Annotated in this window: 17 protein-coding genes; 3 read left to right on the top strand and 14 right to left on the bottom strand. The window is 75.7% G+C overall.

Features of this window, described 5'->3' with window-relative positions:
- The first annotated feature begins 266 nt into the window (after nucleotides 1-266).
- Together ACZ407_RS18835 and ACZ407_RS18830 are read left to right on the top strand one after the other, a co-directional pair.
- Nucleotides 267-1199 carry a ScbA/BarX family gamma-butyrolactone biosynthesis protein gene (locus ACZ407_RS18835; RefSeq protein ID WP_468129503.1) on the top strand — a complete coding sequence of 311 codons (933 nt, stop codon included), beginning with the start codon at nucleotides 267-269 and terminating at the stop codon, nucleotides 1197-1199.
- Nucleotides 1200-1563: 364 nt separating this feature from the next.
- Complete coding sequence (locus ACZ407_RS18830) at nucleotides 1564-2319, top strand: ScbR family autoregulator-binding transcription factor (protein WP_468129501.1); 756 nt, start codon at nucleotides 1564-1566, stop codon at nucleotides 2317-2319.
- Between the two features lie 239 nt (nucleotides 2320-2558).
- On the opposite strand, the gene ACZ407_RS18825 is transcribed toward ACZ407_RS18830, so the two are convergent.
- The 9 genes from ACZ407_RS18825 to ACZ407_RS18785 all read right to left on the bottom strand — a co-directional run bounded on the left by ACZ407_RS18825 (nucleotide 2559) and on the right by ACZ407_RS18785 (nucleotide 15272).
- Complete coding sequence (locus ACZ407_RS18825) at nucleotides 2559-2924, bottom strand: hypothetical protein (RefSeq protein WP_468129499.1); 366 nt, start codon at nucleotides 2922-2924, stop codon at nucleotides 2559-2561.
- Between the two features lie 477 nt (nucleotides 2925-3401).
- Nucleotides 3402-4235, bottom strand: coding sequence for a 4'-phosphopantetheinyl transferase family protein (locus ACZ407_RS18820; RefSeq protein WP_468129497.1), 834 nt, complete (start codon nucleotides 4233-4235; stop codon nucleotides 3402-3404).
- Nucleotides 4236-4422: 187 nt separating this feature from the next.
- The gene (locus tag ACZ407_RS18815; RefSeq protein ID WP_468129495.1) at nucleotides 4423-6180 is read right to left on the bottom strand and encodes an acyl-CoA dehydrogenase; all 1758 of its coding nucleotides are present in this window, start codon (nucleotides 6178-6180) and stop codon (nucleotides 4423-4425) included.
- Between the two features lie 326 nt (nucleotides 6181-6506).
- Nucleotides 6507-8738, bottom strand: coding sequence for a condensation domain-containing protein (locus tag ACZ407_RS18810; RefSeq protein WP_468129493.1), 2232 nt, complete (start codon nucleotides 8736-8738; stop codon nucleotides 6507-6509).
- A gap of 211 nt (nucleotides 8739-8949) precedes the next feature.
- Nucleotides 8950-9903, bottom strand: a complete 954-nt coding sequence (locus ACZ407_RS18805) for an aromatase/cyclase (RefSeq protein WP_468129491.1) — start codon at nucleotides 9901-9903, stop codon at nucleotides 8950-8952.
- 71 nt (nucleotides 9904-9974) lie between these two features.
- Nucleotides 9975-10928, bottom strand: coding sequence for an aromatase/cyclase (locus tag ACZ407_RS18800; RefSeq protein ID WP_468129489.1), 954 nt, complete (start codon nucleotides 10926-10928; stop codon nucleotides 9975-9977).
- Nucleotides 10928-11749 (bottom strand): SDR family NAD(P)-dependent oxidoreductase, encoded by an 822-nt coding sequence (locus ACZ407_RS18795; protein WP_468129487.1) that lies wholly within the window; start codon nucleotides 11747-11749, stop codon nucleotides 10928-10930. Before ACZ407_RS18795 ends, ACZ407_RS18800 begins: the two co-directional genes overlap by 1 nt.
- The gene (locus tag ACZ407_RS18790) at nucleotides 11746-13548 is read right to left on the bottom strand and encodes an FAD-dependent oxidoreductase (protein WP_468129485.1); all 1803 of its coding nucleotides are present in this window, start codon (nucleotides 13546-13548) and stop codon (nucleotides 11746-11748) included. The genes ACZ407_RS18795 and ACZ407_RS18790 overlap by 4 nt, the downstream gene beginning before the upstream one ends.
- A 98-nt stretch (nucleotides 13549-13646) precedes the next feature.
- Entirely contained in the window at nucleotides 13647-15272 is a 1626-nt protein-coding gene (locus ACZ407_RS18785) for a class I adenylate-forming enzyme family protein (RefSeq protein ID WP_468129483.1), read from the bottom strand.
- 140 nt (nucleotides 15273-15412) lie between these two features.
- Between ACZ407_RS18785 and ACZ407_RS18780 the strand changes: the two genes are divergently transcribed.
- The gene (locus ACZ407_RS18780; RefSeq protein WP_468129481.1) at nucleotides 15413-15877 is read left to right on the top strand and encodes a nuclear transport factor 2 family protein; all 465 of its coding nucleotides are present in this window, start codon (nucleotides 15413-15415) and stop codon (nucleotides 15875-15877) included.
- Between the two features lie 87 nt (nucleotides 15878-15964).
- On the opposite strand, the gene ACZ407_RS18775 is transcribed toward ACZ407_RS18780, so the two are convergent.
- The 5 genes from ACZ407_RS18775 to ACZ407_RS18755 form a co-directional block, all read right to left on the bottom strand.
- A complete protein-coding gene (locus ACZ407_RS18775) occupies nucleotides 15965-17242 on the bottom strand; it encodes an FAD-dependent oxidoreductase (protein WP_468129479.1) in 1278 nt (425 codons plus the stop codon).
- Between the two features lie 2 nt (nucleotides 17243-17244).
- Nucleotides 17245-17508 (bottom strand): acyl carrier protein, encoded by a 264-nt coding sequence (locus ACZ407_RS18770; RefSeq protein ID WP_468129477.1) that lies wholly within the window; start codon nucleotides 17506-17508, stop codon nucleotides 17245-17247.
- A 69-nt stretch (nucleotides 17509-17577) separates the two neighbouring features.
- Entirely contained in the window at nucleotides 17578-18840 is a 1263-nt protein-coding gene (locus ACZ407_RS18765; protein ID WP_468129476.1) for a ketosynthase chain-length factor, read from the bottom strand.
- Nucleotides 18837-20102, bottom strand: coding sequence for a beta-ketoacyl-[acyl-carrier-protein] synthase family protein (locus ACZ407_RS18760; RefSeq protein WP_468129474.1), 1266 nt, complete (start codon nucleotides 20100-20102; stop codon nucleotides 18837-18839). Before ACZ407_RS18760 ends, ACZ407_RS18765 begins: the two co-directional genes overlap by 4 nt.
- The gene (locus ACZ407_RS18755) at nucleotides 20099-20869 is read right to left on the bottom strand and encodes a thioesterase II family protein (protein ID WP_468129473.1); all 771 of its coding nucleotides are present in this window, start codon (nucleotides 20867-20869) and stop codon (nucleotides 20099-20101) included. The genes ACZ407_RS18760 and ACZ407_RS18755 overlap by 4 nt, the downstream gene beginning before the upstream one ends.
- Nucleotides 20870-20894: the final 25 nt, after the last annotated feature.

Raw genomic sequence — 20894 nt, 5'->3', positions numbered from 1 at the left:
GGAAGCGTCAAGATCATCCAGCGGGAGCCCGTCGGCTGGAATCCTGTGGACCGGGCGTTCCGGAACGGCTTGAAAAGAAAACCGGTTAGTACGTATCTTATGAGGCGTGGGGTCCAAACGGGGGACCCTCGACCCATCCAACGTCGCGCGGAGAGGTCCCCATGTCACTGATGACGCTTCAGCAGGCAGCCACGTCTTCCATCCGGTCGACGGCCACGGAACGTGGTGCGGCCGGCCAGGCGAGAGGGCTTCAGCTGACGACGACCGTGCCGAGGGAGTACGTGCACCGGGCCTCCCACGCGGAGGTCTTCCTGACCGGCGCTTGCAAGATCGACGACCAGAACTTCGCCCTCACCGGCCAGTGGCCGCGGGCGCACACCTTCTTCACGAGCTCGGACGGCCGGCGGCATGACCCGCTGCAGGCTGCCGAAACCATTCGCCAGGTGGGCCTCTTCCTCGCGCACGCCGAATTCGGCGTGCCGCTGGGGCACCAGTTCGTCATCTGGGACATGGACCTCACCGTCCACCACGAGCACCTGGTCATCGGGCCCGCCCCGAGCGACCTGGACCTGCACGCCGAGTGCACGGACATCAACTGGCGCGGCAGCCGTCTCGCCGACTTCACCATGCGCGTCACGATCCTGCGCGACGGCAAGGTGGCGGCCACCGGCGGCGGCAAGTTCAGCTGCATCTCGGCGGCGAGCTACCGCCGGATCCGCGCCGGGAAGCTCGCCGAGGACGGCGCGCCGGCGCCCTGCGTCAACCGGTCCGCCCTGGTCGACCCGGTCCTGGTCGGCCGGCACATGCCCTTCGACGTGGTGCTCGGTGCGGTCGCCGACGAGCCCGGGCGGTTCCTGGTCAGCCCCGACCCCGCGCACCCGATCCTCTTCGACCACGGCGGCGACCACCTGCCCGGCATGGTCCTCCAGGAGGCGGCGCGTCAGGCGGCCTGCGCGGTGTCGGACCCCGAGTTCTTCGCGCTGAGCTCCTCTTCCATCACCTTCCACCGGTACGCCGAGCTCGACAGCCCCTGCTGGGCGGACGCCGAGCTGCTGCCCACGCAGCGGCCGGGCGAGATGCGCGTCCAGGTCACCTTCCACCAGGACGGCGAGCAGGTCGCCTCCGTGGTCCTGACCGGCCTCGACCCGCAGGCCTCGGCGCACTTGAAGCCCGGCCCGGCCCGGCCCGCGGCGAACTGAGGCCCGTACCGGCAGACCCTTTCGGAAGGCCCGGACCCGGCCCCGGCGCAGATGCGCCGGGGCCGGGTCCTTTTGCTGCCCGACCGACCTGCTGTCCGCCCTGCTCCATTTCATGAAGCAGGGCTTCCGGTTTCTGTGGGCGGGGCGACCGGGAAACGCCTGGGGCGGCCGGGGCCCGAGGGACTGCCGGAGGCCGCGCGCTGCGGGGCCCGGAGAACGGCGGACGGACGCGAGGCATTCTCGAGGAGGCCTCGAGCGGCCCTCGAGGAAAGCGTTCCATGATCGCTGGGACGCGTGCGTGTGGATGCCGCCGCGAGTGGAAGGACCGTCCCGTCAGCGCGGCTGACCTCGCAGCAACGGAGCCATGATGGCGAGACAGGAACGCGCGCTCCGGACGCGCCGCGTGTTGATCGAGGCCGCCGCCGAGGTGTTCCACCGGGACGGGTTCGAGCCGGCCGTGCTCGCCGTGATCAGCGGCCGGGCCGGGGTGAGCACGGGGGCCCTGCACTTCCACTTCCCCAGCAAGCGGGAGCTGGCCGCGGCGGTCGAGGCCGAGGCCTCGGACCGGGTCCGGCGGATCACCGCGCAAGGCGCGGAGCGGGGTGCGGCGCTTCAGGAGTTGATCGATGCCACGCACGCCCTTGCCCGGGCGTTGGAGGGCGATGCCGTGGTGCGGGCCGGGTTCGCGCTCTCGGCAGTACCCGGCCGCGGGGGCGGTGGCGGGGCCGATCTGCGCGGTGACTGGCAGCGGTGGGTGCACGCGGTGCTCGTGCGGGCCGGCGAACTCGGGGCGCTGGCCCCGGGGGTGACGGCGGATGACGCCGCCACGCTCGTCGTCGCCGCGACGGTCGGCTTCGAGGTGCTGGGCGGCCGCGAGGCCTGGTGGCTCTCGGCCGCCACCCTCACCCGGTTCTGGGCCCTGCTGCTGCCGTGCCTGGCGGCGGCCCCCGCCGGGGCCGGACTGGTCCCCGCCGGGACCGCCGCCGCGGATGCGCGGGCGGCGGTCACGGGTGCGGACGCCGCGGATGCGCGGGCCGCGGTTGCGGACGGCGCGGGCGCCGGCGGCGTCGCGTGGGTGGCGGGGGCGCGGGCCGCGGAAGGGGGCGGCGGGGCGGATTGAGCGGGTGCGAGCGGAAGCTCGGCGTCCCTCTTGTAAACCCGCAGAACGGTATGTTTGGATCTACGTGTCGATGTCGCGCGGTCTCCCGGGTTCCGTCCCCCTTGGCGTGAACCTGGGACCCGCCAACCCCCTCTACCTGCCGGTGAGGGGGTTTTCGCTGTCTGCGGGCTGCTCCGCACCGGGGTCCGGCGGCCCGCAAAAAACGGCTGAACCGGTTTGCTCCGGTCCTCTCCCGTGCCTCAGACCAGGTCGTCGCGGGTGACCGAACGGTGGTGCAGGGTCCACGGCCCCGCCTCGCCCGGCGCCCCGGAGCGGACCAGAACGTCCTCCAGGACCCGTACGTGCAGGCCCTTCCGGCCGCCGCCGCGCGGGGTCGCGTACACCAGCGCGCTGCACTTGGCGAGCACCGTCCCGTCCGGCTGCGGGCGCGCGTCGAGCATGCCGATCCAGTGCCGCGCGGCCGGGGAGCCCGCGGCGCGCTGCGCCTCCTCGGCGTCGAACAGCCGCATCTGGTGGTCGTAGAAGCGCTGGACCTCCGCGTACAGCGCCGCGAACGCCGGGTCCGGTGCCGCGGACCGGGTGCGGCCGACGGTCTCGATGGTCATCTGGCCTGCCCTCCTCCTCCATGCCCTGTCGCATGGCTGCGGACAGTCTCTGGGCATGCGGTGGAGCGCCCTTCGCACCTCCTTCGAACCCCCTTTGAGCACCGGTCGCGCACCGGTCGCGCACCGGTGGAGGACCGGTCGAGGACGGGTCCGGACATGCCTGTGCCCCGCCGCCCGAGCGTGGGGGGCGTCGGGTGGCGGGGCAAGAGGAGCGGCTCGCTCCCGGCCGGGGGAACCGGGGTGCCGGCCGCACAACCGAGTCTCCTCCGGAGAACTCGGACGCCCCTGGAGCGGCGGCGCAGCCGCGGTCGCGCCGCCGGGGGGCGGTGGTCGGTGGGGGCGTACGGCCGCCCGGGCGCCGGTTGTCGGACCGAGCGCGGCCCGTACGGCCGCCCGGGCGCCGGTTGTCGGACCGACCGCGGCCCGTACGGCCGCCCCGGCGCCCGGCCGGGCGGACCGACCGCGGCTGCGCGCCCCTCAGCGCTGGTCGAGGAGGCCCGCGACCATCGTCAGGAAGCCCTCGTCGAGCATCGTGGCGGCCGCGGTGTCGCGCGAGGAGCCCAGGCCCGTGTCGTGGCAGGCCACGCTGACCAGGTAGCGGCCGAGCACCGGGTAGGTGCCGAACGCCCACTCGCCGCTCGCCGCCGGGGTGCCGTCCGGGGCGAGCAGGCCGGTCTCGCCCCCGCCGCCGTTCTCGAAGCCGAACTCCGAGAAGCCCAGCCGCAGTCCCTGCCCGAGCGCCTTGGTGTACGCCTCCTTCAGGGTCCACAGCCGCAGCATCGCCGCCGGCTGCTCCTCCTCGGGCAGCGCCCCGAGTTCGGCCTTCTCCGCCGGGGTGCACACCTGGTCCTGGAGCAGGCGGAAGGAGAGCCTGCGGCTGGCGGGCTCGGTGTCGATGCCGATCCGGCCGGTGCTGCTGATGCCCACCGCGATCATCTCGTCGGTGTGGGTCAGGCTCACGTCGATCTGGTCGAAGCCGCGCAGGTACGGACGGCCGCCGATCTTGTACGCGAGGTCCAGGTCGGCGGGGTCGGTGCCGAGCGCGGCCGCCGCCGTGTACTTGACGGCCAGCCGGGAGGCGAGGAAGCGGTAGCGGATCGTGGGGTCGGTGGTCTGCCGGTACCGCACCCAGTCCCGGCCCAGCAGCGGCCGCAGCGAGGGCTCCGCGAGGGCCGCGGTCAGCCACTCGCCCCAGGTGGTGAACACCGAGGCGTTGCCCCGCAGGGCCATGCCGTCCGCCACCTCCTGCCAGGGACCGGCCGGTCCGGTGACGTGGACCGGCGTGCTGATCCGCCGTGCGGAGTCCGTCATCGGGTCGACCTCCCTGGGGACGTGGTGCGGGGGACGGGGGTGGAGAAGGGTGCGGGGGCGGGGATGTGGTGGACGGCGCGGGGGGACGGCGGGCCGAACCGCGGGCGGTACGCCGGACCGGTGCCGGTGCCGGTGCCGGTGCCGGTGCCGGAGCCCGGGCCCCCGCCGGCGCGCCGGCGGGGCGCGGTCACTGCGCGAGTTCCGTCGCGTCGAGGTCGCAGCTGCGGCCCGAGCGGTAGCGGCGCATCAGCTCGTCGAGGACCTGCTCCAGGCAGCCGTCCGGGAGTTCGGGCACCGGGATGCCCAGCCGGCCGCCGATCCGGGACAGGGCGAGCACGGCCCAGGCGGGGGCGGCGAGGAAGGGATCGCTGCCGTCCTGCCCCTCCCAGGTGCCGAGCACCGAGGCGGCCGCGAGCACCAGCGCGTAGCGGTCGCTGAGCACGCACAGGGCCGGGTCGGCCAGCGCGGCCGGGCTGCCGTGCGCGGGGATGGCCCGGCAGCGCTCGCGCAGGGCGCGCAGTTCGGTGACGAAGCCCTCGGCGAGGTCCGCGAGGACGGCCAGCTGGCCGCCGACCCCGCGTACGTCGGCCAGCCGCGCGGCGGACTCCACCAGCGAGGCGGCGAGGAAGTCCCCGCCGTCGGCGATGCCGAGCAGCCGGTAGTCGAGGACGGGCAGGGCGGCCCCGGTGCGGAACAGCTCGGCCGGCGGCTCCTGCTCGCGGAACCAGGCGCGTTCGGCGAGGGTGCGCAGCTGGGGGACGATCACCGCCTGGCAGGAGGCGGTGCCCGCGTGCCCGAGCCCGGCGACGGGCAGGTCGCGGGAGAGCTTCTCCAGCGCCCCGTACTCGGGGGTGCCGCGCTGGTAGCCGCGGGAGCCGAGCACGGTGGCGAGCTCTTCGAGGTTCTCGCGCAGCAGGTCGGGCACCACGTACTTGACGGCGGCGGCCAGCACGTGGGTGCGGTCCGGCAGCAGGCTGAGCGCGCGCAGGGCGACCGTGGCCATGCTGTCGCAGGCCAGCATGTCGGCGAACACCCCGGCCAGCGGGCGGTGCCAGCGGCGGGCCAGCGGGCGGCTGCGGCCGGTGGTGGCCGCGCGGACCGCCGAGTGCAGGACGGTGTCCACCGCGGCCACGGCCGTCGAGGCGATGACGCAGCGGTTGACCTGGTACGTGCGCAGGGCCAGGGCCACGCCCTCGCCCGGACGCCCGACGAGGGCCTCGCCGGGGACGGCGCGGTCGGTGAACTCCAGCCCGGAGAACAGCCCGCCGCGCATGCCGGTGGTGTGGAACCGGGGCAGGTGGCCGATGCCCTCCGCCTCGGACGGGTCCACGAGCAGCACGGAGTGGCTGTACGGGGTGCGGGCCTGGTCGGTGCGCGCGTAGACGACGTACGCCCCGGCCCGGGCGGCGTTGATGATGACGTCCTTGCGGCCGTTGAGCAGGTAGCCCCCGCCCGGGGCGGCGCCGGCGGTGAACTCGTCGCGCAGGATGTCGTTCGCGTGCGCCATCTCGTGGTGCACGATCGAGGCGCGGCCGCCGCCGAGCAGCAGGTCGGCGGTGAACCTGCGCTGCGCCGGGGTGCCGGCCGCCCAGACGGCGGAGGTGGCGAAGAGCGAGGTGATGCCGAAGCCGAAGCCGAGGGCGAGGTCCCGGCGGAAGACCGGGCGCAGCACCTTCGCGAGGTGGTCGGCGCGGGTGAGCCGGCCGCCGTACTCGGCCGGGACGAACTCGGCCCCGAGCCCGATCTCCGTCAGCAGCTGCTCGGTGGCCGCGGGGGGCTCGCGGCGCTCGTCGGCGGCGAAGAGGGCGCCCAGGCCGTGCGGGTTGGCGGGGTCGTACGGGTCGCCGAGCAGGGCTTCGAGGCGGGCTGCGCGGCGGAGGGCGTCCGTGGTGTCGGCGGGTCCGGTGGCGGACCCCGCGTGGATCTCGGTGGTGACCGTGGTCACGGAATCAGCTCCTTCTTCGCGGGACTGGCGGGAGCGGGTGGGTGCGGCGGCGTGCGGGGGCTGTACAGAGATTCACGAAGACCGCTTGATGCCTGCTTGAGCCGCGCTGTAGGCCGCCCCGGGCCTGAGCGGACCCACCCCCGGGGCGCTGCCCCGAACCCCGCTCCTCAAGCGCCGGAGGGGCTGGGGTGGGTCCGGCCGGTGGGCAGCGGACGGCCGTTGTGTCGGGGCGCTGCCCCGAACCCCGCTCCTCAAGCGCCGGAGGGGCTGGAGGAGCGGGGTTCGGTGGGCAGGTGGGGGCCCGCCGGTGGGGTGGGGTGGGGGCGTCAGGGGGTGTGGTGGGAGGCCTGGGTGAGGGTGTGGGCCAGGTGGTGGGCCGAGGCAGGGGTGCCGTCGGGCGTGCCGGCGATGGCCACCAGTGGCGGCAGCCAGCCGTGGTCGGCGATGCGCTGCGCCACCGCGTAGGCGACGCTCCCGCCGCCGGAGAAGCAGCCGAGGAGCAGCGGTTCGCCGACCGCGAGCGCAGGGCGGACCGCGGCGAGGCAGGCCGCCGTGTCGGCCGGGGCGGCGACCGTGGTGAGGGCCTCCGGCCCGCGGTACGCCTGCAGGAGCCCGTCGTAGCAGTCTTCGGACGCGGTCGGCGGCGGCACCAGCAGGATCGTGCCCGCCCCGGGCCGCGCCGCAGTGCGCAGGGTGCGCAGGCCCGTCCCGTCCGCCGCCGGGACGGCGGGCGCCACGGGCCCGGGTTCCGGCAGCCCGGCCAGGGCCGCAAGGGCCTCGTCCACACTGGTCGCGGCGTCGACGAGGACCGGGAACTCGCGCAGCAGCCGCGCGGTCGCGGCCAGCGCCGCGGCCGCGTCCGCGTCCGCGATCCGGCTCCGGTCGTTGACCGCCGTCAGCAGCAGGCCGCCCTCCGCGTCGTGGTGCGCGCTGATGGCGATGGGCAGGGGCGTGTACGGGCCGACCGTCTGCGGGGCGTCCACCCGGACCCCCTCGGCGTCGAGCTCCTCCCACAGCCGGTCCCGGCCGCCCGGCCCGGGCAGCGGACCCTGCGGGGCCTCGAACGCGACCAGGGAGTCGGTGAGTTCCCCGGTTCCGGGCCGCCCGCTCCACTGCCGGACCTGGCCGGCCGAGACCCACTCGTACGCCGCCGCCCCCAGGGCGCGGTCGGCCAGGTCGGACATCAGGTCCTGCACCGGGGCGGCCGGGTTCACGTAGACGTGTACGGGAAGGGCCCCGCGCAGGGCGGCCGGGATCCCGGCCGCGCCCTCCAGGGCGATGCCCCGGCCGGACACGGCCATGCCGAACGCCACGGGCGCGGGCGCCGGGCCCGGTCCGCCCGCCCGGTACAGCAGCAGCGCCCAGGCCGCGTGCAGTGCGGTGCTCTCGGTGGCGCCGAACCCGGCGGCCCACTGGCGCAGCCGGACGGCCTCGTACGGGGTGAGCCGCAGGCGCGCGAGCCCGTGGCCCCAGCGGGTCCCGCCCGCGGCGGGGAGGGCGTCCGCGGCCGGGCCGGGCAGGGTGCGGGAATCGGCCGGGGGCGCGGCGGAGGCCCAGAACGCCCGCGGGGCGGACAGGTCCTGGCCCGCCAGCCAGCGCAGGTGGTCGCGCACGTCGGGGCGCCGCTCGCCGCCGGTGGTGCGGCCCTCGGCGAGGTACGCGCGGTAGAAGGCGCGCAGCAGCAGCCGCACGCTCCAGCCGTCGAGCATGGCGTGGTGGTGGGTCAGCAGGATGCGGGTCTGCTGTCCGGCCGGCCCGTCCGGCTCGTCGAGGAGCGCGATGCGCAGCAGCCCGGGCCGGTGCAGGTCGAAGGCGCGCAGCCGCTCGCTCACGAGCAGCGCGTGCCAGTCCACGGATCCGTGCCGGTGCCGGACCAGCTGGGGCGAGGCCTGCGGGTGCACGGCGACCTGCGGGGCCGTGCCCGAGCCGTCGCCGGCGGGCCCGCGGGCGGCGAACGCGGCCCGCAGGGCGGGCTCCTGGGCGAACACGGCCTCCCAGGCGGCCCGGAACCGGCCGGTGTCGAGCGGCCCGTACCACCGCCAGTGCAGCTGCTCCACGTGCAGGCCGGCGCCGGGGCGGCCGGTCAGGACGTCGAGCAGCACCTCGCGCTGGCGGGGGCTCGCGGGGAGCCCGGCCGCAGGGACTCCGGCCGACTGCCCCGAGGGGCCGCCGGTTTCCGGCACGGGCACGCCGGATCCGCCCGCGGCGGCGCTCTGCCACGCGGGCCGCGCCGCCCGGGACCCGGAGCCGGAAGACGGGGATGCGGACCCGGACCGGGACCCGGAGGACCCGGACCCGGACCCGGACCGCGCGGCTGCCGCCCGCGGCGGGGCTGCGGGGGAGGTCAGCAGGTCGGCCACCGTGCCGGCCGGGGCGACCGGGGCGGCCTGGGCCGGCAGGTGCAGGGTGTGGTGCGTCGCCGTGTGGCGGCGCAGTGTGGGCGTGCCCCCGGGCAGCGCGGCGAGCGCCGCCGTCAGGGCCTCCTGGTCGAGGGGACCGCGCAGTTCCAGCGCAGGGGTGGAGCCGGGCGCGATGACCACGGTCATGGCTGCGCTCATCCACTCCTCCTCGTCTCGGTGCCGCACCGGGCGGTGTGACACTTCAAAGGGGACGAGTGTGCGCCGCGCGCCCACGTAGTGCTGACAAGCGGCTGACGCACCGCCGGAGTCCCGCCGGACCGCCCGCGCCCACGGCCCGGCCGGGGGCCGTACGGGGACCGCCCGGGCGGGGCCGCACGGTGCGCCCGGCCGCACCGGCGCCCGGCCTCCGCTACAGGCTGCGGACGGCGCTCTCCGCGTATTCCTTCGCCAGGTTGAGGGTGGCGGTGCTGTTGCGGCCGAGGGCCTCGCGGACGTAGGTGCGGGCGCGGTCGAGGCCGGCGCCGGGGCCCAGCACCCGTTCGACGGCCTCCTCGCGCAGCAGGACGCTGTGCTGGGAGACCGCGGTGACCCCGCGCTCGTCGGGGATCAGGGACCACTCGCCGGTGTGCGCGGCCATCAGGGCCGGGGTCGCGGTCTGCTTGTAGACGATGCGGTCCGCGTACGGGAAGCAGATCCGCACCGACTCCGTGGTGTGCACGGCCCCGTCGGCGGTCACCGTGTCCATGGCGAGCAGCTGCACCCCGGGCTCGTTCTCCACCACGTCCGCGCGCGAGACGTGCGGGACCCGCTGCGGCCAGTCGGCGACCCCGTAGAGGAACGCGTAGACCAGGTCCGCCGGTCCGTCGATGCGCACGGAGTCCTCGAAGGACAGCAGCAGCCCGTCGAGCCGGGGCCAGCGCTCCGCGGCCTCCTTCACGTGCGCCACCTCGGCGCGGCCGCCGTCCTCCACCGCCTGCCGGGTCCGGCCGGCCTCCGCCCGCCCTCCGGCGACCGCGTACTCGTGGACCAGGGTCAGCCGGGAGCGGCCCCCGCCCCTCGGCTCCACCAGCCAGCTCCCGCCCATCGCGGCGAGGGGGGCCGCGGGGACCTCGTGGCGGAAGTCGATCCGCAGCCCCGGCGCGTCCAGGGTGCGGCTCGACAGCGTGGACGCGACCCGCCCGCCGGCCGTGTCCCACGCGTGGAACCGGTCCCGGCGGCCGTCGAAGTCGAGCCGCTCGACGTGGATGCTCGGCGGGAGGAGGAGCGGCCAATGGGTCGTGTCCGCGATCAGGCCGTAGACCACGCCCGCGGGAGCGTTCACATCCACGGCGTAGGACGCCCGGTGGACTTGCTGGACAGACATCGTCCCTCCCTCACACTTGATCCAGAGTCTGTCCGAGGCCGCCCGAGTTCCGCTGGAGGCGGCCTGGAACCTCAGCGCGCGAGCGCCGATTCGGCGTGCTGCTTGGCGTACGTCATGGTCGCGGTGCTGTTGCGGCCCAGCGCCTCGCGGACGTACCGGCGGGCCGCCGCGAGATCGGCGTCGGGGCCCAGCACCGTGGTGACGGCCTCCTCGCGGAGCACGACGCTGTGCTGCGAGGAGACCGTCGACCCGTACGCCCCGCCCGTGACGGTCCACACGCCGGTGTGGGCCGACATCAGCGCCGGGGTGCGGGTCTGCTTGTAGACGATGCGGCCGGCCGCCGGGAAGCAGACCCGCACCGACTCGGTGGTGTGCGCGGAGCCGTCCGCGGTGAGCGTGTCCATGGCCATCACCTGCACCCCCGGCAGCTCCTCCGCGAGGTCCAGCCGCGAGACGTGCGGCAGCAGCTCGGGCCACTGCTCGGCCCGCTCCAGGAACGCGTAGACCAGCTCCGGCGGGGCGTCCACGTGGACCCGGTCCACGAAGGACATCACGAGCTCGTCCAGCCGCCCCCACCGCTCGCCCAGCTTCGCCAGGTTCCCCAGCTCGGCCCGGCTGTTGGTGTCGGTGGCCCGCTCCACCCACTCGACGTCCTCCGCCCGGTCCCCCGCCACCGAGAAGTCGTGCAGCAGGGTGAGCTTCGAGAGCTCGGCGCCCAGCGGCTCGACGATCCAGGTGCCGGTCATCGCCGACAGCGGGGCCGCCGGGATCTCCTGCCGGAACTCGATCCGGCGCGCGGCCGCGTCGAGCACGCGGCGCGAGGTCCAGGACTTGACCCGGCCGTTGGCCGTCGCCCACATCCGCAGCCGCTCCTCGGTGCCGTCGAACGACAGGCGTTCCACGTGCACGTTGGGCGGGAAGTACAGCGGCCACTGCTCGGCGTCCGCGAGCATCCCGTAGACCACGCCCGCGGGGGCGGCCACCTCGGTCTCGTGCACGGTGCGGTGCACCCGCTCGGCCGCCATCAGAAGTTCCCCAGTCCGCCGCAGACGTTGAGCGCCTGCGCCGTGACGGACGCGGCGAGGTCCGTGGTCAGGTACCCGACCATGGCCGCCACCTCCTCCGGGCTCGCGTAGCGCCCCAGCGGGATCTTCGCCTCGAACTGCTCCTGCACGTCCTCGGTGGTGGTGTTCCAGGCCGCCGCGTAGCCGGCCCGGACCCGCTGCGCCATCGGCGTCTCCACGTAGCCGGGGCACACCGCGTTGACGGTGACCCCGGTCGGGGCCAGCTCCTTGCCGAGGGCCTTGGTGAAGCCGACGACGGCGTGCTTGGACGCCGAGTACGGGGCGCCCAGCAGGACGCCCTGCTTGCCCGCCGTGGAGGCGATGTTGATGATGCGGCCGCCGGGGGCCCCGGCCAGGCCGCCGTGCTTGAGGGCCTCCCGGGTCAGCAGGAAGACGCTGTTGAGGTTGGTGTCGATGACGTCGTACCAGAGCTCGTCGCTGATGTCGGCGGTCGGGCCGCCGCCGCTGCGCCCGGCGTTGTTGACCAGTACCGAGATCGGGCCGAACGCGGCGACGGCGGCCGCCACCAGCGCCTCGACCGCCTCGCGGGAGCGGACGTCGGCCGCGGTGCCCGCGACCTCCAGGCCCTCGGCGCGCAGCTGCGCGACGGTCTCCTCGACGGCCGGCGCGGTCCGCGCGCACAGGAACACCCGGTACCCGCGGGCGGCCAGGTCCCGTACGACCGCCAGGCCGATGCCGCTGGTGCCGCCGGTGACCAGGGCGACCGGCTTCTCCGGTGCCTGCGCCTGCGGCTGCGGCTGCTGCGCGGACGGTGTTGTCATCGTTGTGCCTCCAGAACCCGTGGTGAGGCCTCCACCGTGTCGCGGAGCTCTGGAGACCCGCTCGAAGACGCATCGAGAACCGGCACGGGAGCGGCGGCGACGGCCGCCTCCCGGATCAGCCCGGGCAGGGCGGCGGCCTCGGCACCCAGCGGGGCCAGGGCCTTCGCGAGCGCGCTGCGGGTCAGCGCCGGGCCGCCCGCGGCGAGGTACCCGTCGGGCCGGATCAGCACCCAGCCGCCCGGGACGAGGCCCAGCGCCTCGCGCAGCAGCCCCTCGGGGTCGGCGAGCGGGCCGGGCCCGCCGGCGGCGCCCGCTCCGTGCGCTCCGACCGCACCCGCCGCGCCGTCCGTGCCGGTGGAGACCGTCCGCACCGACAGCCACGTGCCGTGCACGACCGCGGCGGCCGCCGCGACCCGGGCGGCCTCCTGCGCCCCGCCCGCCGCCCACACCAGGGACCAGCGCGGGTCGCGCAGTTCGGCGCGCAGCGCCTCGGCGCCGGGGTCCTCCGGGTGCCGGGCGGCGGCCGCCGCGGCGCGCGAGCCCGCGGGCAGCGCGGTCGGCGGGCCTTCGGTGGTCAGCGCGCTCTCCGGGTAGGCGAGGAGCAGCCCGGACATGCCGCCGAGCACCTTGCGCTGGATGGCCCGGCGCAGCGGGCCGATGGTGCGTACGAAGGTGAAGGCGACGGGCAGCCCCACCCCGGCCAGCGCGGCCTTGAACTGGACCAGGAAGGTGGCCTTGCGGACCGACCCCAGCAGCTTCCTGCCGATCGGCACGCGCTCCTGCCCGTACGTGGCGAGCAGCTCCGGGCCGGCCTGCCCGAGGGCGGCCATGGCGAGCTTCCAGCCCAGGTTGTACGCCTCCTGGATGCCGGTGTTCATGCCCTGGCCGGAGGCCGGGCTGTGCACGTGGGCGGCGTCCCCCGCCACGAAGACGCGGCCGTCGTGCATGCGCGGCACCATGCGCTGCTGGAAGGTGAAGGTGGAGGTCCAGTCGGGTTCCCCGACCCGCACCGGGCGGCCGAGCCCGGCGCTCAGCTTCTCCGAGAAGCGCTGCGCGGCCTCGGCGGGGGTCTCCGGGCCGGTGGCGGGGGCGGTGTCGAGCAGCCGCCAGTAGCCCTCGCGCGCGTACGGGACCATCATCATGGCCTGGCTGCCGGTGTGCGCCCAGTAGATGGTGTCCGGGGGCAGGTCGAGGGAGACGGCCGCGTCGGCCAGCGCCCAGGTCTCGCTGGACTCTCCGAGCAGCGGCAGCCCGAGCTGCTTGCGGACCGTGCTGTGGCCGCCGTCGCAGCCGACCAGCCAGGGCACCTCGTACTCCTCGGCGGTGCCGTCGGCGTGTTCGAGTCGGGCGCGCACGGTGTCCCGGTCCTGCTCCAGCGAGGTCAGCCGCACCCCCCACTCGACGGTCACGCCGAGCCGGGCCACGGCCTCGCGGAGCACCTCCTCCGTCTCGGTCTGCCCGATGACCACGGTGAACGGGAACCGGGTCGGCATCGAGCGGTAGTCGGCCTCCAGGCGCACCAGGCGGCTGCCGCGCGCGTACATGGTGAAGGCCCGGTTCCTGCGGCCCCGGGCGAGCACCCCGGCCACGACGCCCATCTGGTCGAACGTCTCCAGGGTGCGCGGGTGCACGGCCACCGCGCGGCTGGTCGGGGCCGGGCCCGCGGCGGCGTCCACGAGGCGCACGCGCAGTCCGCGGCGGGCCAGCTCGTGGGCGGCGGTCAGGCCCACCGGGCCCGCGCCCACCACGAGCACCCGGGGGGATCCGGCCGTGGGGTTGGTGTCGGCGTTCGTCGCCACTTCGGTTGCTCCTCTGGTGGTACGGGACGTGCTGCGGCGGAGGTGAGGGGAGAAGGGGAGGGGAAGGGGGAAGGCGCTGAGGAGGCGCGCGGCCCGGGTCAGGCCGCCGCCTCCGCCTCGGCGCGCCGGCGCAGGGTCTGGCGCAGCGCGCGCCGCTCGGGCTTGCCGACGTGGTTGCGCGGCACGGCGTCGATCACCTCGACGCGGCGGATCTGCTCGAACCAGCTCAGGTGCGCGTTGGCGCGCTCCACGACGGAGTCCACGCTGTCGAGGAGGCCGGGCCCGGCCGGGTCGCGCAGCACGATCCCGGTCCACACGACCTCGCCGTGCACCGGGTCGGGCCAGCCCGCCACGATGCACTCGGCCACGCGCGGGTCCGCTCCCACGATCCGTTCGACGGCCGTGGGCGAGACGAGTTCGTTGTCGTACTTGAAGACGTCGCCGAGGCGGTCCACCAGGAACAGCTCCCCGTCCTCGTTGAGGTAGCCGACGTCCCCGGTGGAGAACCAGCCGTCCGCGTCCACCGGCGACGGGGTGCTCCCGTCGAGGTAGCCGGCCATCACCTGCGGTCCGCGGACCTGCACCTCGCCGGTGGAGTACACGTCGAGCGGGGTACGGGCCCCGCCCCCGGCCGCGTTGCCGGCTCCGGAGCCGATGCGCACGATGCGGCATTCGGTGCCCGGCACGGCGGGGCCCACCGAGCCGGCCCGCGGGTGGTGCCGGCTCTGGCAGTGCGAGAGCGGGGACAGCTCGGCCAGCCCGTAGCCCTGGATCACCGGGACGCCCAGGCTGTCGCGCAGGGTGCGGGCCGCCGTGGGGGACAGGGCGGTGCCGCCGGAGAGCACGGCGGTGAGCCGCTGCCCGGCCGGGAAGTCCGCGGTGAGCCGCTCGTCGAGGGCCAGCGCGTGCAGCCGGGCGGGCAGCCCGTAGTAGTGGGTGGCCTGCTCGCGGGCCGCGACGGCGAGGGAGGCGACCGGGTCGGGGTCGGTGCACAGCACCTGGCAGGCGCCCGCGTACACCCCCGAGTTGAGGTGCATGGTGTGGTAGAGCGGCAGGTGGTTGACGGTGACCGAGTCGGTGCCCAGCTCGTGCGCGGCGGCGGTCTGGGCGGCGTTCGCCACCAGGTTCCGGTGGGTGAGCCGGACCCCCTTGGGGCGGCCGCCCGTGGTGCCGGTCGTGAACTGGATGCACGCGTCCCCGTCGAGGTCCACGGGCCCGGGCAGCACGGTCCGCTCGGGCGCCGAGTCCAGGGCCACGGACAGCGGGAGCGCGTCTCCGGGGACGATCCCGTCCGGCGCGTCCGTCACCACGACGGAGCGCAGGTCCGGCAGCCGGTCGCCCAGCTTGATCAGCAGCTCGGCGGTGGCCGTCGGCACGAACGCCACCTCCACGGCGGCCGTCCGCATGACGTGGAACAGGCCCGCCTCCTTGATCAGCGGGTTGACCAGCACGATCGTGTTCCCGCTGCGCACGGTGCCGTAGTAGGCGGCGGCGAAGACCGGGTCGAGCACGTTGGCCACGCCGATCCGGGCGCCCCGGCGGCCGCAGGCGTGCTCCAGGTAGGAGGCGAAGCGGTCGGCCCGGGCGTCCAGTTCCGCGAAGGTCACGGTGGTCTTGGTGCCGGCCCGGTTGACGGTCCGGATCGCCCGGCCCGCCGGGTCGCGGACCGCCGCCTGCCGCAGCAGGCCGTCCAGCGGGAGTTCGGGGTACGAGAATCTCGGCATCGTGCTGTCCTCCTGGCTCCCGAAGGTGCGGCCGCGGCTGCGGCGGAAACCAGCCTCGGCAGGGGCGCTTGAGGAGTCCTCGAAGGGTGCTCGATCTGCACCGCAGAAGCTGTGGGGAACCGAAGGAACGGAGTCCCGCGATGACCGCCACGATCGCCACCGAGGCGTCCCCCCACCCGCTCCAGGAGCCGGAGTTCGGCCTGCTGTACGCGGAGGTCCAGCAGTTCTACTCCCGCCAGATGCAGCTCTTCGACTCGCACGCGGCCGAGCCGTGGGCCCGTACGTTCACCGAGGCGGCCGTCTTCGACGTGCCCACGCTGCCGGCGCCGGTGGTCGGCCGGGAGGCCCTCGCCGCGAACGTCCGGCGCAACGCGGAACTGCACGCCGCGGCCGGGGAGCAGCACCGGCACTGGCTCGGCATGCTCGACGTGCAGCCCCAGCCGGACGGCTCGCTGCACACCCGCAGCTACGCGCTGGTGTACCTGACCCCGCGCGGCGGCACGTCGAAGGTGCACCGGGTCTGCGTGATGGAGGACGTGCTGGTCCGCGCGGGCGGCGGCTGGCAGGTCTCGTACCGCCTGGTCACCCGCGACGACCTCGCGTGAGCTCCCGGCCCTCAGCGCAGGGCGGCCCGGCGGCACGGCCGGGGCCCGCCGCACGGCCCTGCGCGGCGGGGGTCCGGCCCGGGGCCGTCAGCGGCCGGCCGGGTCCAGGACGGTGAACAGGTCGGTGCGGACCCCGGCCGGGTCGCGGCCGTGCGCGAGTCGGCGGGTGAGCTGCGCGCCGATCGGGCCGCGGGCGACGAGCCCCGCGGCGCGGGTGCGCAGCAGGGCGGCGGCCGGCGGGACCCCGCCCGGCTCGGGCCCGCCCCGGGCGGCCTGCCTGCGGTGCACGGCGGCGGCCACCGGGGCGCGCCGCTCCTGGTAGGCGGCGAGCCGCGAGGCGGTGGGCGCGCCGTCGTGCAGCGCGGCGAGGAGTACGGGGTGCAGCGCGGCGGCGTCCTGGAGGGCCAGGCCGAGGCCCTGGGCGCCGGCCGGGCCGTGGGTGTGGGCGCTGTCGCCCAGGAGCACGAGGCCGTCGCGCACCCATTCCCGGGCGTGCGCGGCGGTCACGGCGGTCACGGCCGGGTCGGCGGCGGAAGCGAGCCGGGCGTGCAGCAGGCCGGCGAACTCCGGCAGGACGCGGGGGAGTTCGCGGCGGGCGGCCTCGACGGCACGGGCGGTGGCGCCGGCGGCCCCGGTGCCCGCGCGGGTGCGGGCGGCGGGCTGCGGACGGGACCAGAGCACCCGGATCCGGTCCGGGTGCGCGTCGTGCACCAGCACGGTGCCCGAAGGGCCGCGGTGCACGCGGGCCAGGCCGGTGGCCCGGCCCGGGGCGGGCAGGGAGAAGTCCAGTACCTCCTGGGCGCAGGAGGTGCGGCCCGGGTCGATGCCCGCGAGGGCGCGGGTCTTGGAGAGCCGGCCGTCGGCGCCGACGAGCACCTCGGACCGCACGGTCACCCGCACCCGGCCCGGTCCGTACAGCACGGCCCCCCGGCAGGGGCTGCCCGGACGCTTCTCCAGGAGGGCGGCGATCCGGTGTCCCGCCAGCAGGGTGAAGCCGGGCAGCCGGCGGCAGGCGGCGAGGAGTTCCGCCAGCAGGTGCGGCTGCGGGAGGGCGAGCAGGTGGTCGTACGGGGCGGGCAGCCGCCCGTAGTCGAGGTCGAGCACCATCCGCCCGCGCTCCAGCACCCGCAGGCCCCGCAGGCACGCCGCCCCGCGCGCCGCGGCCGGGGTGAGGACGCCGAGCTCGTCCAGGACGCGCTGGCCGCCGGGCTGCAGGAGCTCGCTCCCGCCGCCGGTGGGCGGGAACCCGGCGGCCCGCTCGACGAGGACCACGCGGACGCCGGAGCGCAGCAGCATGAGCGCCAGCGCGAGCCCGGCGGGTCCGGCACCGATGATGCAGACGTCGGTGCCGAGCGCCTCGTCCACCGTCAGACCGCGGCCCGGGCGGCCAGCAGCTCGTTGACCAGGGCCAGGTAGCGGCGGGGGGTGTCCGCGTCCTCGAAGGCCTCCTCGTCGAGCAGGACGTCGTAGTCGCGCTCGATGTACCCCGTGGTCTGGAGGATCGCGAGCGAGTCGTAGCCCAGTTCGAACCAGTTGAGGTCGAGGACGTCGCCGTCCAGGTCGATGCCCTCGTCCTCGCCCGCGCACTCGCGCAGGATGCGCTTCAGGTCGGCGAGTTCCAGACGGTTCATTGGTCTACCTCTGTTCTGTGTGTCGATGGAGTGGAGCGGTGAAGGGGTCAGGCGGGTGGGACGGGGCGGTCAGGCGTCCGGGGCGCGGACGACGACGGCGGAGTTGAAGCCGCCCCGGCCGCGGGCCAGGACGAGCGCGGTGCGCAGCGGTACCCCGAGGGCGGGGCTGGCCGTGCCGGTGACCAGGTCCAGCGGGCAGTCCCCGGCGGGCAGGTACGTGCCGGTGGTCGGCGGGATCACCTGGTCGCGCAGGGTCAGCAGGGCCGCGGCCACGTCGAGGGCCGCGCCGCCGGCGGCGAGCCGCCCGGTCATGGACTTCGGCGCGGTGACCGGCACCCCGCGCGGGCCGAACAGGGCGGTGATCGCCTCGGCTTCGGCGCGGTCGGCCGCCCGCTCCCCGGCCGCGTCGGCGAAGACCACGTCCACCTCGTCGGGGTGCACGCCGGCATCGGCGAGGGCGAGTTCGGCGGCGGCGCCGAGCCGTGGGGTCCCGTCGGCGTCGAAGGTGGCCGCGTGTCCGGCGATGCTGCCGTAGCAGCGGGCGCCGCGCCGGCGGGCCTCGTCGGCGTCCTCCAGGACGAGCAGTGCGCCGCCCTCCCCCGCCACGTACCCGTCGGCGTCCTCGGAGAAGGGCAGGTAGGCGCGGGCCGGGTCCTCGCGGTGGGTGAGCCCCCCGCCGGCCAGGTAGGCGGACCAGCCCCAGGGGCACAGCGCCGAGTCGAGTCCGCCGCTGATGACGAGGCGGGCGCCCTTGCGGATCTGGCGGCGGGCGTGCGCGAGGGCGTCGAGCCCGCCGGCCTGCTCGGAGACGATCACTCCGGAGGCGCCGCGCAGGCCGTGCCGGATGCCGATCTGCCCGCTGTTGACGGCGTAGAACCAGGCGAAGGACTGGTAGGCCGAGACGTGCTGGCCGCCCTTGCTCCACAGGGCCTGGAGCTCGCGCTGCCCGAACTCGAAGCCGCCGAAGGAGTTGGCGGTGACCACGCCCGCGGCGTAGTCGGGCAGCTGGGCCGGGTCGGCCCCGGAGTCGTCGAGCGCCTCCTTGGCGGCGGCGAGCGAGAGCCGGGTGACCCGGTCGGTCTGCGGCAGCAGCCGGCTCCCGACGTGCTCGGAGTCCACGAACCCGGGCACCTCCCCGGCCAGCTTCGCCGGGTAGCCGCTCGCGTCGAAGCGGCCGACGGGCCGGATGCCCGACTCCCCGCGCAGCACGGCGGACCACCAGGTCTCGGTGCCCAGCCCGTTGGGGGCGGCCACGCCGATGCCGGTGACCACGGGGGCCGCGGTCCGGGTGGCGGCGGCCGGGGCGGCTGCGGCGGCGACAGCGGTGTTCATCGGTCCGCCTTCAGGTTCGGGTTGTTGAGGATCATGGCGCTCTGGAACCCGCCGAAGCCGCTGCCGACGGTCAGCACCGCGTCGGTGCGCTGCCGGCGGGCGGTCAGCGGGGTGTAGTCGAGGTCGCAGGCCGGGTCGGGCTCGTGCAGGTTCGCCGTCGGCGGGACCGTGTCGTGCTCGATGGCCAGCGCGCACGCGGCCACTTCGAGGGCCCCGATCGCGCCGAGCGAGTGCCCCACCATGGACTTGATGGAGCTGACGGGGATCTCGTGGGCCCGCTGCCCGAGGGCCCGCTTGAAGGCCTCGGTCTCGTGCTTGTCGTTCTGCTTGGTGCCCGAGCCGTGCGCGTTGACGTAGTCGATGTGCTCGGGCAGCAGCTGCGCCTCGTCGAGGGCGGCGGTGATGGCGGCGGCCATCTCGGCGCCGTCGGGCCGCAGCCCCGTCATGTGGTACGCGTTGCTGCGCGAGGCGAAGCCGGAGATCTCGGCGTAGACGTGCGCGCCGCGGCTGCGGGCGTGCTCGTACTCCTCGATGACGAGGACGGCGGAACCCTCGCCCAGGACGAACCCGTTGCGGGTGCGGTCGAAGGGCCGGGAGGCCGTCTCCGGCTCCTCGTTGCGCGTGGAGGTGGCGCGGATGGCGTCGAAGGAGGCGACGGTGATCGGCGTGATCGGCGCCTCGGCCGCGCCGGTGACCATCACGTCCGCGCTGCCCTCGCGGACCAGCTCCACGGCGTGCCCGATCGCGTCGAGACCGGAGGTGCAGCCGGTGGACACCAGGGCCACGGGCCCCTGCGCGCCGACGCTGCGGGCCACCTCGGCCGCCATCGAGCTGGGGACGAAGTAGTCGTACAGGTGCGGCACGGCCCTGGTGTGGTCGACGAGCTCGCGGGTGCCCTGCTCGCTGACGGCCCCGTACTCGGTGTCGAGACCGGTGGTGCAGCCCAGGGCGCTGCCGAGGGTCACTCCGGTGCGGGCGGGGTCGTACGCGCCGGTGATGCCGCTGTCCGACAGCGCCTCGCGGGCGCTGACCAGGGCGAACTGGGCGGCCCGGTCCAGGCGTCCGGCCTGCTCGGCGGTGAGCCCGGACTCCAGCGGGTCGAAGTCGGCCTCGGCGGCGATCCGGGAGCGGAAGCCGGTGGCGTCGAAGAGGGTGACGGGGCCGGTGGCGGTGCGGCCGTCGGTCAGCAGGGACCAGAACTCCTTGGTGCCCGGGCGGCCCGGGGCGACGACACCGATGCCCGTGATGACGACTCGCCTCATCGGCTCGCCCCCTGTTCCGTCTGGTCGTGGTGGCCGCGCAGCACCATGCGGGCGGCCCGGCCGAGCAGCCGGGGCAGTTCGGCGCCCCGGACGAAGAAGTGGTCGCCGGGCACGGTCCGCCGGACGAAGGCGCCGGTGGTCCAGCGGCCCCAGCCCGCGGCGTCCTCGGCGCTGACGAGGGTGTCCTCGCGGCCGGCGACCGCGAGCACCGGCACCGGCACGGGGCCGGGGGCGCCGGGGGCGGTGGCGGCGGCGCGCAGGTTGCGGGCGAGGCTGAGGTCGGAGCGGAGCACCGGGAAGACCGACCGGAACCACACGTCCCCGGGGCGCACCCGGGGCGGCAGGGCGTCGAACCGGTCCAGCACCTCCAGGAGTTCGGCCTCCGGGAGCTCGGCGCAGTCGGCGAAGACGGCCGGGGCGTCCGGTGGCGGGCTGGCCCCGACGGCGAGCAGCGCGGGCAGCGGCAGCCCCCACTCCCGTGCCGTCTGGGTGACGGTGAGGGCGATGGTCGCCCCGAGGCTGTGCCCGTACAGGACGTACGGGGTGCCGGGCTCCTCCGCGATCTGCTCGAACAGCGGCTTGAGGTCGCTCAGGAGTTCGTCGCGTCCGGTGACCCGGATCTCCCGGCGGCGCTCGTCGCGCCCGGGCAGCAGCCACGGGGTGGTGCTCACCCCGCTGCCGGCGGTCTTGTCCCACCGGTAGAACGAGGACACTCCCGCGCCCGCATGTGCGAAGCAGTGCAGCCGTACGGCCTGCCTGTCGCCCATCGCCACCTCCCACGAACCCGCACCC

The organism is Streptomyces sp. NPDC030809, assembly GCF_055572195.1.
Note: the sequence above shows the minus strand (reverse complement) of the source record. Positions and strands in the feature narration are given on the sequence as shown.